10 protein-coding genes are annotated in these 15,250 nt (G+C 55.3%); 1 reads left to right on the top strand and 9 read right to left on the bottom strand.

Going from position 1 to position 15,250, the window contains the following annotated elements:
* Nucleotides 1–11: 11 nt before the first annotated feature.
* The 9 genes from ACYX34_RS11800 to ACYX34_RS11760 form a co-directional block, all read right to left on the bottom strand.
* Nucleotides 12–635 (bottom strand): Spy/CpxP family protein refolding chaperone, encoded by a 624-nt coding sequence (locus tag ACYX34_RS11800; protein ID WP_462076761.1) that lies wholly within the window; start codon nt 633–635, stop codon nt 12–14.
* Nucleotides 636–763: 128 nt separating this feature from the next.
* Nucleotides 764–1,207 (bottom strand): CBS domain-containing protein, encoded by a 444-nt coding sequence (locus tag ACYX34_RS11795; RefSeq protein ID WP_462076760.1) that lies wholly within the window; start codon nt 1,205–1,207, stop codon nt 764–766.
* A gap of 78 nt (nt 1,208–1,285) precedes the next feature.
* Entirely contained in the window at nt 1,286–1,834 is a 549-nt protein-coding gene (locus ACYX34_RS11790) for a c-type cytochrome (RefSeq protein ID WP_462076759.1), read from the bottom strand.
* A gap of 42 nt (nt 1,835–1,876) precedes the next feature.
* Complete coding sequence (ppk2, locus tag ACYX34_RS11785) at nt 1,877–2,938, bottom strand: polyphosphate kinase 2 (RefSeq protein ID WP_462076758.1); 1,062 nt, start codon at nt 2,936–2,938, stop codon at nt 1,877–1,879.
* A 24-nt stretch (nt 2,939–2,962) separates the two neighbouring features.
* Entirely contained in the window at nt 2,963–3,322 is a 360-nt protein-coding gene (locus ACYX34_RS11780; RefSeq protein ID WP_462076757.1) for a DsrE family protein, read from the bottom strand.
* Between the two features lie 105 nt (nt 3,323–3,427).
* Nucleotides 3,428–3,847 carry an OsmC family protein gene (locus ACYX34_RS11775; RefSeq protein ID WP_462076756.1) on the bottom strand — a complete coding sequence of 140 codons (420 nt, stop codon included), beginning with the start codon at nt 3,845–3,847 and terminating at the stop codon, nt 3,428–3,430.
* 125 nt (nt 3,848–3,972) lie between these two features.
* Nucleotides 3,973–4,827, bottom strand: a complete 855-nt coding sequence (locus ACYX34_RS11770; protein ID WP_462076755.1) for a c-type cytochrome — start codon at nt 4,825–4,827, stop codon at nt 3,973–3,975.
* A 10-nt stretch (nt 4,828–4,837) separates the two neighbouring features.
* Nucleotides 4,838–5,056, bottom strand: coding sequence for a YgaP family membrane protein (locus tag ACYX34_RS11765; protein WP_462076754.1), 219 nt, complete (start codon nt 5,054–5,056; stop codon nt 4,838–4,840).
* A gap of 89 nt (nt 5,057–5,145) precedes the next feature.
* Nucleotides 5,146–5,535 (bottom strand): c-type cytochrome, encoded by a 390-nt coding sequence (locus ACYX34_RS11760; protein WP_462076753.1) that lies wholly within the window; start codon nt 5,533–5,535, stop codon nt 5,146–5,148.
* A gap of 419 nt (nt 5,536–5,954) precedes the next feature.
* On the opposite strand from ACYX34_RS11760, the gene ACYX34_RS11755 reads away from it, so the two are divergent.
* A complete protein-coding gene (locus ACYX34_RS11755; RefSeq protein WP_462076752.1) occupies nt 5,955–15,218 on the top strand; it encodes an amino acid adenylation domain-containing protein in 9,264 nt (3,087 codons plus the stop codon).
* Nucleotides 15,219–15,250 lie beyond the last annotated feature (32 nt).

The following is a 15,250-nucleotide window of genomic DNA, read 5'->3' as shown; positions in this document are numbered from 1 at the left end:
TACCCCAAGCATCAATGTTGATGTTGTTGCCCTCCGCCGGCTCCTCCACTCCCATGATCACCGCTGCTCTGTCCATGACTGCCACTTCCCATGGATCCCATCATGCCACCCATCATCCCACCATGGCCCATCCCTCCACCTCCAGCCCCATGCTGACCACCACTCATCATTTGCTCATGGACAGCACGTTCTTTTTCTCGTTGATCTGGAGTCAGGATGACCATGGCGTTGCGCTTACTTTTGATGGCCGTGAAGAGACAAGCCGCTTCCGCTTTCTTCAGTTGATCGACTTTCGCTTGTATTGTATTGAGATCCGTCTTCTCATCTTCCAACAAGGCCTGCAGTTCGAGCTTGGCGACTTTCGTATCAGCTTCCAACCGAGCCTCTGTTCGCTTGAAATCCAATTGCACGGATTTCAGCTTGCCGATTTGCTCTGCCGTCAGGCCGATCTCCTTGGCATGTTTCAGCAGATGTTTGAGATAGTGCCCCCCATGGTCCTCCTCTTCAGCCTGATCGTGGCCACCATGCATCATCATCGCCTGGCCCTCGGCCACAAAACTCGGGAACGCGGTCATCGCGACGATCAACGCGGCTCCCCCAACTCCAGCGATCCATAGGCTCTTCAACTTCGTCATGACCAGTACCTCCAGCGTTAGACCCATGATACGTGCGACCGAGGTCATCTCGATTTTTAGAAGGCATGCTCCCTTCCGCCCTTCGCTACCCGCGAGCAACCAACGTAAATGACCGGGAGCCTGCGGCTTCAGCCAGCTTGATCTTCGATGGACACTCCCAGCCCAATCCAGGCCCTCAAGAGATCATGGCGTGTGATCGAGTACGTAACCTTCCCATTCTTTCTCACCGGTAGGCTCAGGAGCCGCTTATCCTCCATGAGCTTCACCGCCTCATCGACACTTGTCTCATCGGTCACGGCGATACGCTCTTTGGCCATCACATCTTCGGCCTTCAGACAGTTGAGATCCTTCCCCGCCTCCAGCGCCCGAAGAATATCGAACTCGCTGATAAAGCCGACAAAGTCGCCCCCTTCGTCGACAATCGGTGCACCCGGCGTGTGGGTGCTCAGCAGCTCAACCGCAATTCCCATGGCATTCTGATCACGACGAAACACAAGCCGGTTCGTCGCACGTATCTGCCCGACAGTCTTGAACCCTCCGACAGGAACTCCTGGCCTCACCAACGTGGTCATCGCACTTCCTCCCCATTGATGGTTGTTGATAGCTCCGACGTCTGCATTGTCCGGCACCGCCGTTACACACCTAGGCCATTATTCATCCGATCCACCTCTTCGTCCTCGATGCCCCATTCCGCCTCTCCCCCCCATACCGCCATCCGAACCCATCATGGGTCCCATACCCTCTCCATGCCCCATCATGCCCGGTCCGTGTTTTCCCGCGAAGGTGCGCTCATATTGAATAAGAGCCCAGATCTCCTCGTCGGACAAGACCGAACCGAATGCAATCATAGCGGTCCCAGGTGAACCATATTTGATGGCCCAGAAGACTTCCCCTTCGGTACGATGGCGCCAAAAACCATGATGCTGAAAGTTACGCGGCGCGGGATTCATACTGACAGCTCCCGGCCCTTTGCCGTCTCCATCTATTCCATGGCAGGTGACACAGCCACCCTTGCCGTTGTAGACCGACTTGCCCTGCTCAATCACCTCGGAAGAGTGAGCCAAGGGATTCCTCAGCGCTCTTGCTTCAGCCAATTTATCGGCAGGTACGACTGGTTGCATCATGTGCCGCTCCGCAGCCCAAGCCGTGATCTCAACACACATCACGACGGCGATGAACGCGAACAGTCTCATCTTCATTCCAGAGTCCCTTTCGGTCATACCACAACTGTCTTTCAGGCGTTAGAGATCCAGCTCCACCATCTTGCGGTGGAATCGAGTAATGACGTTCGGATCAGGTGTCAACCTGATCTGAGCTTCGTCCTTTCCTTTGTACGGCAGCAGATTCAGGACATACCGCAAGCTTTCCAGTCGCGCAGCCTGCTTGTCGTTCGCTTGCACGATGATCCAGGGGCTAAAGGTCGAGTGCGTTTTGCTGAACATTTCCTCTTTGCAACGGGTATAGGCGTCCCACAGTTCCTGCGCTTTTTCATCGACCGGACTCAGCTTCCACTGCTTGAGCGGATTCTGCCGCCTCGCTTCAAATCGCCTGGCTTGTTCATCCTTGGAGATGGAGAACCAGAACTTGATGATGGTGACCCCGTCTTCATAGAGCATGTGCTCGAATTCCGGAACCTGCTGAAGAAATCGCTGGTGCTCTTTTTTTGTACAGAATCCCATCACCGGCTCGACCACAGCGCGGTTGTACCAACTCCGGTCGAAGAACACGATTTCACCTCTGTTCGGCAGCTGGTGAATATAGCGTTGGAAATACCACTGGCCCCGTTCTGCATCGGTCGGCTTCGGCAGCGCCACGACTCGCATCGCGCGAGGATTCAGATGCTCGGTGAACCGTCGGATCGTACCGCCTTTTCCAGCCGCATCCCGTCCTTCGACCAAAATAGCGATGCGCTCCCCGTTGCTCTGAATCCATCGCTGCAGCCTGACCAATTCAACCTGCAACTGTCGTAAGTCCTGTTCGTATAGCAGGGTCTTGCGCACTTCCTCGATATCGACGGCTTTGTTTGCAAGGAGTTTCAGAAACCCTTTTCTTGTATTGACCCTTCGAAGATCATCCGCCGTCAAGGCATAGCCTGGGTCACCGATGCGTCCGAGCCCCTGAGAGATCAAGGTGCTGCGCGGAACCCGGTACCCGTCTCCCTCCCTCGGCACCTTCGTGGGAATCGTCTCCAACTCGCTTGCATCGGTACCGGATGCGGACGGCACGAGGTCGTCGATGTCCTCTGAATCCGCTTGCTCCTTGCGATCTCGTGACTTCCTTGACGATTCTCCACTCGCTGCCATGAGAAACCTCCTTGGCCCAAAGAATCAAAACATCACGTTCCGATCTCGCTCTGCCACGGCCTTGATATAGTCCGGCATGCCTTTGATAGAAGCACCAGCCACCAGATCCGCCGCATTGACCTGACGAGCCACCGCACAGGCCCCACAGACCCAGATCTGCACACCAGCCGCCTGGACTGCGGCAAGCAGATCTTTCAGTGGCGTCAAATTCACGCCGATGACATGATCCCCCACGCCCTTCCGCCCCAACGTCACCGCTTCGTTCCAGAGCCACAACACCACATCGTGTCCTTGCTCTTTTGCTGTCTTGGCGGCCATCAAGGGCAAGGTTGCCATGGTAGGGTCGTCGGTTCCTCGGCTACCCGAGATAATGAATGTCGCCATGTTGCAACCCTCCGTCTTTTGTTGTTCGTGAAGTGTATTGGCCAACGATCGATGCAATGGATCAGCTGTCGTACTTACTGGTCCGACTGAGTATCGCTTCCCGCCTCACAAATCATGGTTTCTCTGGTGTGAATGCGGGTTTAACTTGATCCCAATATTCGGCGTCACGGAGATCGACTGATGCACCGTACACCCGTGGGCGACCTTCAGCAGTCGCTCCCGTTGATCTGCCGTGATGCGGTGGGGAAGATGAATCGCAATGTCGACACGGCCAACACGATGTGGCCCCTCCGCCATCGCCCATTCCGCCTCGACAGACAAGCCGTCTCGGGCGATACCGTGTCGCCCGCAGAATTGTCCGACGAAGTATGCAACACAACTTGCGACGGACCCTACATAGAGCTCTACAGGCCCCATACCGGCATCCTGCCCTCCATCCTCGACCGGCTGGTCGGTGATGATTCGATGCTTCCCGCTCACAATGTCGTACCGTGTCCCGCCGTGAAAGGTCGCTGTAAGTTTCATCGGGCCGCTCTCGAAATTAGAAACCGACCGTATGGAATTCCAGATTTCAAGTTGTGCAGAAACCAAAAACCTGAACCGTGAAACTTGAAATCCTTCTCCCTTACGCTTCACGCCTCTCGTTCGTATCAATAGGGTGCGTCCGCCGGCTTACCCCCCTTCGGCCAATCATGAATCTTGTCGGGAAAGTCAGGTCGAGGCTGCGTATTCATATAGGCCGCCGCGTCGAGAGCTTCATCGTCCGTCACCGTCCACCCCCAACCTCTCGGCATGTTGGCCTTGATAAAGGCAGCCGCCACGCTGACCCGCGCCATTCCAGCGCCAATATTGTATGAACGCGGTCCCCACACGGGCGGCGCCGCCATGGTGCCTTGTCCGTCGGAACCATGGCAGAAGACACATTTTTTCTCAAAGACCTTCTTGCCATTGATAGGGTCCGGTTGATGAGTCGAAGTCAGGCGCGGGATACCTCGCCACGGCACTGTGCTACCGGAGGGCATATTCTGCGAAAGCCATTCGATGTAGGCCACGATACCCGTCAGTTTCACACTGTCTGGCGGAAGAGGCTTCCCATTCATACTGCGTTCGAAACACTCGTTGATCTGATCGGCCAATGTCATCTGACGGCCGGCTCGCTCACGATATTGCGGATAGAGTGTACTGATGCCGACGAATGATGCAGCATTCGGGTTAAGCCCTCCGTCCAAATGACAATTCGTGCAGTTGAGCGCATTGCCGATATACCGTTTTCCGTACACTTGTGTATTGACTACCATCTCGTAGCCCAAGCGAATCTGCTCGCCCCTCAAATTACCGGGAATCGTTTCAGGCGACGGCGGAGCAAATAACGCGTCGACCGGCGACGCCGTGCTTGAGCGACCAGTCCCCTCCTCACTCCCCGTCACCCGTGGAGGCGGGACACAACTGATCACCCCGACCAGCGTACACACCAGCACGGCCCCGGCGGCAACCAGTCGGCTCATCGATTCCACCTCATTTCTTGGAGCTGGACACAGGAGAGCAGGTATTAATCCCCAGCAATGTGAACAGCGGGCAATACCCCACTGCCCCGGTCAGCAATAGAATCACCCCCACCGCAAGCACTATTCCTGACATCGCACCCGAAAGCCCCGCAAAGAGGCCGGCCATTATCGCCAGTACCCCCGCTCCAATACGTATTGGTCGTTCGATTCCCCCCACGTTACATGTCACGTCAATCCCTCCTCATCTCAATCTAAGGACAACTATCCTCTTTCCGTAACTGGCCTATATGAGACACCTTCCAGCTATTGGATTCATCTTTATGGTTGCCCAGGAGACTCGATCCTAAATGTGCGCACATAAGCCAACACATCCCAGATTTCTTCGTCCGAGAGCGCATGTTTCCAAGCACCCATAACCGTGTTCGGTTTGCCGTCGTGAATTCGCCGAAACAACGTCCCATCCAGCCGACTCTGAACGGCAAGCGTTGTGAGGTCTGCCGGAGGCGGAACGAACTGTAGTCCTCGTACACCTTTCCCGTCGATTCCATGACAGAGGATGCAGGTGTTGACGTAGATCTCCCGTCCGGTGACTGCATCACCACCCTTGGTTGAAGTCGTAAACTCTTTGATTCCAAGATGGCTGAATCCCACTGCCGATGTCCAAACTAGCACTCCCCACAACAGCGCCATCCGTCCCATGGTAGCCATGCCTTACCCTCTTGGACGATGAAGCCTTGCGATGAGTGTGCCATTTTCTCCCTACGCATTGAGATATAATTATCATTATTATTCAAAGACTTACATGACTTTCACTAATATGACTCTGGAAACGGGAAACTGAACTGGTGACAAATACCACAGGTGTTATCGCCCAGTGACCCAGGATGCTACAAACGTCTTTCTTTGTTGTATATAATACGATCCGTGCAATATCGCACGGCTCTGACTGTGCGATGCCTTGCAATGATCCATTATTCGGGCATGATGGATGGTACCTATCGATCCGGTCGGAATGTGAGAATTTCTTTCCAATGATGACCAAACATCCTACTTTTGTACTCATAGGCAGACGGATAGCCGATAACGGTTATCCGTAGATGTTCAGGGACAGTCCATGTCTGATATCCATGTCTAAACTTTCCCTCCGGACGATTCACAACCTTCATGACCTCTTCCGGTTTCGATGTCGGCAACGGCCGAATGAGCTCGCCTATGCTCTCATTCGCGATAACCTCGAACTTGAGCATCAACTGACCTATGCGCAACTCGAACGCACGGTGCAGTCGCTTGCGGGCCAGCTCGCACGGGAGGTCCCACAAGGAACCAGAGCTCTTCTGCTCTACCCACAGGGGTTTGATGCCGCATGTGCGTTTTGGGCATGCATCTGTGCCGGTCTCGTGGCAGTCCCTGCACCCCTCCCTGATCTCGTCAGGCACAAACATAGCCTACCGCGACTCCGTTCCATCATTGACGATGCGCGGGCATCGCTTGTACTCACGACCTCAACCATCGAGGCCCAGGCATCTGAGCTGTCGATCGAGAAGAAGATTGCTCAGATCAAGTGGATGGCGACTGATCATCCCTACGAGCAGGCTGATTCGGATGAGCTGTTACGTTCTACGAATACCGCCCTTGCCTATCTGCAATATACGTCCGGATCGACCGCCACTCCACGTGGCGTCATGATTAGTCACGCCAACGTTCTCGCTCATTGCAAGGCCATGAGTCTTGCCGGGAACGTAACCGACAAGAGTCGGTCTCTTTGCTGGTTGCCGTATTTCCACGACTATGGGTTGGTACACGGTATCCTCGCTCCCTTCTACGCCGGCATTCCGGCGTATCTGATGTCACCGGTTACATTTCTCAGACGGCCGTTACGTTGGCTCGAAGCAGTAGCTCGGTTTGGGATCAGCCACAGCGGTGGACCGAATTTTTCCTATGAAGCTTGCCTTAGAGCCGTGCGACAACAGAAAGAGTGGCGGGCCGACTTGAGCACCTGGATGGTCGCCAGTTGCGGTGCCGAACCCATTCATCCTGGTACGGTCCGGCGATTTTTCGACACATTTGGCCCACAGGGATTCCGGCGGACGGCGTTTACCCCTGGATATGGACTTGCGGAAGCCACACTCTTGGTGACAATGAAGCGTGCCGGAGCGGAGCCAAGTTTCTTGCACGTTGAGACTGACGCATTGACCGGTTCAATCGTCAAAGAGGCTCACTCATCGGGACTGGGAACTCGAACCTTGGTCGGTTGTGGAGAACCTGTCGAGGCGACTCGTGTACGGATTGTGAATCCGACGACACTCGTCGAGTGTCAGTCGGATGTTGTGGGAGAAGTGTGGGTGGCCGGAACCGGAGTCGGTGCCGGCTACTGGGGCAAGCCAGAAGATACCGACGCTACATTTGCGGCTACGCTCGCTGGGTCGGGGGAGGGTCCCTTTTTACGGACCGGCGATCTGGGATTCATCCATCGCAAAGAGTTGTTCCTCACCGGACGGCTCAAAGACCTGATCATTGTGCGAGGACGTAACTACTATCCCCATGATTTGGAATGGACAGCCGAATCGGCGCATCCCGGCGTGAGGCGTGGAGGTGGAGCGGCCTTCTCAGTGGAAGGCAAAACCGGCGAGCGGGTGGTGCTGGTTTATGAGATCGAGCCTCAGGTGGCAGAACCAGACCTGCCGGACGTGATTGGCTCCATCCGTCGTGCATTGGCTGACGAGCATGAACTGGAAGTCCACACGGTCGTGCTCATACGAGCCGGTACAATTCCAAGAACCTCCAGTGGAAAAATTCAGCGGGGCGCCTGTCGAATAGCTTTTGAGTCCGGCCACCTCACTGTCGTCGCATCGAGCACGCTGCCCCAGAGTCCGCAATCTGATGACGATGGGTTACCGAACGAGAGCCCACAAACCATCGTCGAGAAAAGATTGGCGGATATCTGGCAAGAGGTGCTTGGATGTGATCCTCCGCATCGCCATGCAAACTTCTTTACACTCGGAGGCAATTCGCTGCTCGCGGCACAGAGTGTCGCGCGCATTCTCGGGACATTCGAAGTCGAACTACCCCTGAGCACGCTATTTGAGTATCCGATATTGTCCGCTCTGGCTGCTCGGATCGGTGAGCTACGCACGAATCCAGATAATGCGGGCTCGGACACAGAGCAAGACGCACGCGCAAGTGGTAACGGGACAGCAAGGATGTTACTCGTCCCACCCTCTTCTGCCTGCCCAAGACAATCTAGGGATTTCCTCAGCTACGCACAGCAACGGCTGTGGCTCCTGGAGCAGATATATCCAGGGAGCGCCATCAATCACATTTCCATGGCGGTGCGTATGCGGGGATTAGTCAGCCCTGATGTATTGGAGCGATCCGTACAGGAAATCGCCCGTCGCCACGAAATTCTTCGAACTCGCTTCGGATCGGATCGAGGTGAGGGATTTGCGGAAGTATCTTCTGAGCCGATCGTAATGGTCGAACGGAACACTTTCCTAGGATTGGATCCCGCGGAGCAGAATCTTCAGGTGCGGCAATTCCTACGAGCGGAGAGGAGCCGGCCATTTAACCTACGACAAGGTCCCCTATTCAGGCTGACTGTGCTGACAATTGAGCAGAACGTACACATCCTGTCGCTCACCTTTCACCGTCTTGTCGCAGATGGATGGACGCTCCGTATATTCTGGAAGGAACTCGCCCTTCTCTGGGAAGCCGGTGCCAATGGTCAAGAGGCCAGACTTCCTACAGTGGCGCTTCAGTACAGGGACTATGCCGATTGGCAGAGAACCAGACTTGGTCAAGGCCTTCGTGAAGTCGATCGAACCTACTGGACCCGGCAGTTGAACGGAGCCATCCCTCCCGCTGAACTCCCGGCTGATCGTCCGCGATTGCAGGCGCGCACCTTCGAGGGAAACCTGCGGTCACGATCGCTGCCTTCGGACCTTCTCGCCCGCCTCGCTCTTTTCTGCCGACACCAGAACCTCACGACGTTCATGGTTGTGTACGCCGTCTTTGCGACGTGGCTCCATCGCTATACACGTGAGCCGGATGTAGTGATTGGATCGATCGTGTCCTGTCGGCGCCGGAGAGAACTCGAAGGGATGATGGGATATTGCGTCAATACCGTGGCATTGCGGGCTCAATTTTCTGATGGGCAGACCGTACAGGAGCTGTTGACGAAGATCCGCCGTGTAGTGGGAGAGGCCTATGACCATCAGGATCTCCCGTTCGAAGAAGTGATTGAGGCACTGTCGCTACAGCGTGAGAGGTCACTGTCCCCACTGTTCAATGCGATGATCGTGAGCGAAGACGACCCATTGTCCACGTTCAGCTTCAAAGATCTTGAGATCACCCCGCTTCCATGGGAGCCGACGGCGTCCGAGTTCGAGCTTGCTTTGATCGTGGTCAACAAGGCAGGCGAGTTGGACTTAGCTTTTCTCTATGATTCGACGATTTTTGCCGACGCGACAATCGACCGCATGTTGGGCCAGCTTGAGGTTCTTCTGGAAGAATTTCTCAAGAAACCTGAGGCCCGTCTTGACCAGCTTTCCTTGCTGACCGTCGAGGAGAGGCGAAACATTCACCTGACGTGGAACGAGGCACCTCCCACGCCCTCGGGTATCCATGCACTCTTCGAAGCGCAGGTTGAACGTACTCCCTATGCGCCCGCCGTTTCCTGCGGAGAACAGTCCATCAGTTATCAAGACTTGAACCGTCGAGCGAACCGAGTCGCTTACGCGCTTCGGAAATTAGGAGTTGATGCAGATTGTCCGGTGGGTCTCTGTGCTGAACATTCGGTGGATGCCGTAGTAGGCCTCTTGGGCATTCTCAAAGCCGGAGGAGGGTATGTTCCCCTGGATCCATCCTTTCCCAGCCATCGTCTTCAGCTCATGCTGGAAGATGCGCACGTGTCCATCGTCGTCACGCAGACACACCTTCGTAACCGCCTACAGAGCTACCGCGGACAAATCTGTGATGTGGACACCCTCGCGATAGCAGCCGTGGGTGGACCAGAAGAGGAAAACCTCGCACTGCCCATCTCCCCGGATCAACTGGCCTATATCATCTATACCTCGGATTCGACGGGACGACCGAAGGGTGTCGCCGTCACTCAGAGCAGTCTGGTGACCTCTCTTAATGCCAGGCTGCAGTACTATTCGGAACCAGTCTCCCGGTTCTTGCTGACCTTCTCTCTGGATTTCGACGGATCTGTGACGGGAATATTCTGGACCTTGCTGCAGGGTGGACAATTGATCATCCCATTGCAAACTGCGTATCGCGACCCAACGGAGCTTGCAGCACTCATCGAGCGCCATCGGATCTCACATATCATGTGGGCCCCTTCTTTGTATCAGGCCGTCCTTGGTGAGGCATCGAGTACTCAGTTGGAATCGCTCCGTCTGGTCGTTACGGCCGGAGAAAGCCTGGCCCTTGAACTCCTCCGACGACATTACCAGCTCCTACCTCGTGCCACGCTCTACAACGAGTATGGACCGGCGGAAGCCGCGGCCTGGTGCAGTGTGTATCAAACGACGCGCGAAGAAACAGGGGCCCGAGTCCCGATCGGGAAACCCATCGATCATATGCAGCTCTATGTCCTGGACGAGCGTCTGCAGCCGATGCCGATCAACGTCCCGGGAGAACTCCATATCGCGGGAGAGTGCCTGGCCCGCGGCTATGTCAACCAGCCGCAGTTGACCAAAGAACGGTTTCTGACGAATCCCTACGTGGCCAATACCAGGCTGTATCGGACCGGTGACCTCGCTAGATATCGCACCGATGGTAATGTGGAAATCCTTAGACGTATAGACGAACAGGTCAAGCTGCACGGCGCTCGGATCGAACCGGGAGAAATCGAATCTGTATTGAGTAACTTTCCGGGGGTCCATCACGCCGTGGTACTGCTTCGCCAGGATAGACCAAACCAACCTCGGTTAGTGGGCTATGTCGCCGGGGAGTCGTCGCTCAGAAAACAGATTGAACAGGTTCGGAGGTATCTTGTCGAGCGATTGCCGTATTATATGGTTCCATCCGTCATTTTGTGGCTCGACGCGATGCCGCTCGGTCCCACCGGCAAAGTGAATCGACACGCGCTTCCCGCGCCTAAAGACATGACCGGTCAAGCGGCAGCAACGATCGCTCCCAGGAATCGTGTAGAGGAGGCGTTGGCCGAGCTCTGGAAGTCTGTGCTTGAAGTCCCGAAGGCGAGCATCCACGACAATTTCTTCGAACAGGGAGGCCACTCGCTGCTGGCGACCCAGCTCGTCTCCCGGATACGCGAGCTCTTCGAGATTGATCTGCCTCTCTCCTCGCTCTTTGAGCGACCAACGATCTCAGCACTAGCCGAAGAAGTGATGCGATTGTGCCAAAAGGAACGGCGGTCACCCGCACTGCCACCGATCATTCCGGTGCCTAGAGATCAACCAATCCCCCTGTCCTATTCTCAGCAACGCATGTGGCTTATGTATCAGCTAGCTCCTGAGAGTCCGGCCTATAACATGTCGTTTGCCTCGCGGCAGATGGGACGACTGAACAAAGCGGCGGTCCGGAGGGCGATCGACGCCATCTGTAGCCGACATGACGTATTTCGAACGACGTTTACGATGAAGGGTGAGGGGCCTGTCCAAATCATTCAGCCCTTTCGCCCACCTCATTGGGTCGAAGTGGACCTCACGCATCTCCCGTCAGCAGAACGCCAGCAGCGGGCAGCTGGGCTCGTCGAGCAGGAAGCGAATCGGCCGTTTAATCTTGAGCAAGGTCCTCTCGCACGGTTCTTTCTGATTGAGATCGAGCCCGATGATCATGTGTTGGTGCTCACGATGCATCATATCATCGGAGACCAATGGTCGTTCGGAATCATCGGCTATGAGTTCGCCCTCTTCTACAATGCGTTTTGCCGAGGAGACGTTCCTTTAGCGAAACCGATCGCCCTTCAGTACATAGACTATGCGGTATGGCAGCGCCGTTGTCTGACCGATGACCGGCTCCGCATGCAATCGGATTATTGGCAGAAGAAGCTGGCAGGGCTTTCCAAGCTTTCGTTGCCGACGGATCATCCACGACCTGCGACGCAGACCTTTACCGGCTCCCATCGCATGCTGGAGTTGCCCGCATCGTTGATCGAACGACTAAAACAATTCAGCGCGGAACACAATGCGACGGTGTTCATGACCCTGTTGACCTGTTTCCAGATTCTCTTGAGTCGCTATTCCGGCCAAACCGATGTCGCCGTAGGCTCGCCTATCGCCAACCGAACTCAATCCGAGATCGAGTCGATCATCGGCTCCTTTGTCAATACGCTCATCATGCGTACCGACCTCTCCGGCAATCCGACGTTCATCGAATTGATGGCACAGGTGCGTGATACAGCGCTCGAAGCCTATGCCAATCAGGACTTTCCATTCGACAAGTTGGTCGAGATGATGCACTCCTCTCGCGACCAGAGCTCTGCCCCCCTGGTGCAGGTCCTCTTCAACGTCCCCAATGCGCCGATCAGGGAGATTCACATCCAGGGGTTGAGCTGGGTCCCATTCGAGGTGGAGACCCAGGCCGCACAATTCGACCTAAGCTTGACGATCGAGACAGAGTTCTCCCGAAAAGCCTACCTCACGTTCAATACCGACCTCTTTGAGCCTCAGACCGCCGAACGGATGTTGGGACAGTATAAGATTCTGCTCCAGCACGCATTGGCCAATCCCCATTGCAAACTGTCTGAGCTGCCAACAGTGACGGCGGCCGAACGCCGACAGATGCTACTGGCTTGGAACCGTACGCAACGAGAGTATCCGAAGTCTGAGTGTTTTCCTCAGTTGTTCGAAACTCAAGCCGAGAAGACGCCTGACTCCGTAGCTGTCTCAATGGGACAGACGGTATTGCAGTACGGTCAACTTAATGCCTGGGCTAATCAGCTGGCACGCCATCTTCAAACGCGGGGTGCTAAGCCTGGGGCGACGGTGGGTATTGGTCTCGATCGATCCCTGGAGATGGTTGTCGCGTTACTGGCCGTGTTGAAAACCGGTGCGGCCTACGTCCCTCTCGATCCCGAATTTCCGCGAGATCGCCTTCGGTTTATGGTCCAGGATGCATCAGTCGCCGTCGTGCTGACCACGAGCAAGCTATCCGATCGGTTTGATGGGCACGTTTCTCCTTTGCTGTGCCTTGACCGCGAAGAGAAACGCATCGCGCAAGAGTCCAGCCACAATCTTGCCCCCATCGCCACGCCGCAAGATTTGGCGTACGTCCTATATACATCAGGATCGACTGGACATCCCAAAGGTGTGGAAATTCCACACCAGGCGTTGGTGAATTTCTTATGGTCGATGCTGCACGAGCCAGGGTGTACCGCTCAAGATGTCCTGCTCTCCGTGACGACCATCTCTTTCGATATCTTCGGCCTGGAACTCTATGTTCCGTTGTTGGTGGGGGCCCGTGTCGAGATTGCCCGTCGAGCCGCAGCAACGGACGGACGAGAGCTACGGAGCCTCTGTGAGTCGGTACAGCCGACAATCATGCAAGCGACACCCGCCACATGGCGCATGTTGATCGAGGCGGGATGGCTGGGCGGTAAAAACGTGACGGTACTCTGCGGAGGAGAAGGACTTCCCCCTGATCTGGCGACATCATTGTTGGATCGAAGCCTGGCCGTGTGGAACATGTATGGTCCGACTGAAACGACGATTTGGTCCACGATCGAGAAAATCGGACGGACCGATCAGGAGATCACCATTGGGAGACCGATCGCCAACACAGACGTATATATCTTGGATCAATTCCTCCAGCCTGTTCCTATCGGAGTGTCCGGGGAGCTCTATATCGGTGGTCATGGGTTGGCCCGTGGCTATCGAGGTAGGCCTGAGTTGACACAGGAGCGGTTCATCCCTCATCCCTTTTCCCCGGGGCCTCTCGCAAAACTGTATCGAACGGGAGACCTGGCTCGGTATCGGTCCGATGGACATATCGTGCATCTCGGTCGAATCGATAACCAGGTCAAGATTAGAGGATTCAGGATCGAATTGGGCGAGATTGAGGTTGCGCTGAACCGCCACCCCTCCATCCGCCAGGCGGCAGTCATCGCGTGGGAAGACCGCCAAGGGATTAAGCAGCTAGCGGCCTATGTCGTCTGCCAAGAGGGACCCGTTCCAAGTCAAGCGGAACTGCGTTCGTTTCTGCGATCCGAGATTCCAGATTATATGGTGCCTTCTTTCTTTGTCTTTCTGAATGCCATGCCCCTGACGGCCAACAACAAGATCGATCGGAAAGCATTACCATCTCCAACCTCCTCGTTCTCAGATGAACTAGGCCACAGTAGCCCCCGTAACCAAGTCGAAATCCAACTCACGGCCTTGTGGCAACACGTACTCGATGTCTCAAAAGTCGGGATCCACGACAACTTCTTTGATCTTGGGGGCCATTCACTCAAAGCGGCTCGCCTCTTCTATCTTCTTGAACAAGTGTATGGAAGACGCCTTCCGCTCGCCATGCTGTTTCAAGCACCGACCATTGCAGAATTCGCGTCGGTACTATCGCAGGACCACTGGACGCCGCCATGGCAATCGCTGGTCGCGATTCAGCCGAACGGAGTCGCGGCACCGATATTCATGGTGCCCGGAGTAGTGGGTAATGTCTTGGTCTTTGCTCAGTTGGCAAAATTATTGGGGCCGGATCAACCTACCTATGGGTTACAGGCACGAGGATTGGATGGGAAAGAAGCGCCCTTCACCTCGATACCGGAGATGGCGAGTCATTATGTTGAACAGATCCGTCGCGTCCGCCCAACTGGCCCCTATACCGTCCTGGGGAGCTGTACGGGTGGGTTGATCGCGTATGAAATGGCTCAGCAACTCCTGGAACAAGGGCAGCCTGTCACACTGGTAGTGATGGATACCTGGCATCCATCCACGTATCGTCCACATCGCATTCGACTGCCGATGATGGCTGGGCTTCCGCTGTTTGTATTGTGGCGGGGAATACGCACGCTCCTCGCGCTCAGCCGTTTGCCGACCAAAGACTGGATTCCGGTGTTTCAGCATTACTACAAGAAACTCATGTCGTTATCGCGACCCAACCGTGATAACAATGAGCTGATGGTCGAATTCCACGACGAGCGAGTGACCCGATCCACGCTCCAGGCTGTGGCTCGCTATGACGTCCGCAAATACCCTGGGCGGATTCTCAACTTCGTGGCGTCAAATCGGTATGTCGCTCAAACGGTGACGGACACCCGACATGTTTGGACAGAGTTTGGCGGCGAAGGAAGCAAGATGGTGCAGATTGCAGCCATCAATTCAGGGCAGCTCCTCGTCACACCACATGTTGAGGAAGTGACAAAACATCTCCTCTCTTTCCTTGGCGAGGATACTCAAAACAAACCAAATCCTTTAGCCGAAGCAATTTAGGTGTGTACTTCCAATCTCCTCTGATGAAAGTG

It is taken from the genome of Nitrospira sp. CMX1 (genome assembly GCF_054902215.1).
This window is presented reverse-complemented; position numbering and strand designations above follow the sequence as displayed.

Coding starts and splice junctions, on each gene's coding strand:
- ACYX34_RS11800 (WP_462076761.1), bottom strand. CDS start 635: ATGACGAAGTTGAAGAGCCTATGGATCGCTGGAGTTGGGGGAGCCGCG.
- ACYX34_RS11795 (WP_462076760.1), bottom strand. CDS start 1,207: ATGACCACGTTGGTGAGGCCAGGAGTTCCTGTCGGAGGGTTCAAGACT.
- ACYX34_RS11790 (WP_462076759.1), bottom strand. CDS start 1,834: ATGAAGATGAGACTGTTCGCGTTCATCGCCGTCGTGATGTGTGTTGAG.
- ppk2 (WP_462076758.1), bottom strand. CDS start 2,938: ATGGCAGCGAGTGGAGAATCGTCAAGGAAGTCACGAGATCGCAAGGAG.
- ACYX34_RS11780 (WP_462076757.1), bottom strand. CDS start 3,322: ATGGCGACATTCATTATCTCGGGTAGCCGAGGAACCGACGACCCTACC.
- ACYX34_RS11775 (WP_462076756.1), bottom strand. CDS start 3,847: ATGAAACTTACAGCGACCTTTCACGGCGGGACACGGTACGACATTGTG.
- ACYX34_RS11770 (WP_462076755.1), bottom strand. CDS start 4,827: ATGAGCCGACTGGTTGCCGCCGGGGCCGTGCTGGTGTGTACGCTGGTC.
- ACYX34_RS11760 (WP_462076753.1), bottom strand. CDS start 5,535: ATGGCTACCATGGGACGGATGGCGCTGTTGTGGGGAGTGCTAGTTTGG.
- ACYX34_RS11755 (WP_462076752.1), top strand. CDS start 5,955: ATGTCTAAACTTTCCCTCCGGACGATTCACAACCTTCATGACCTCTTC.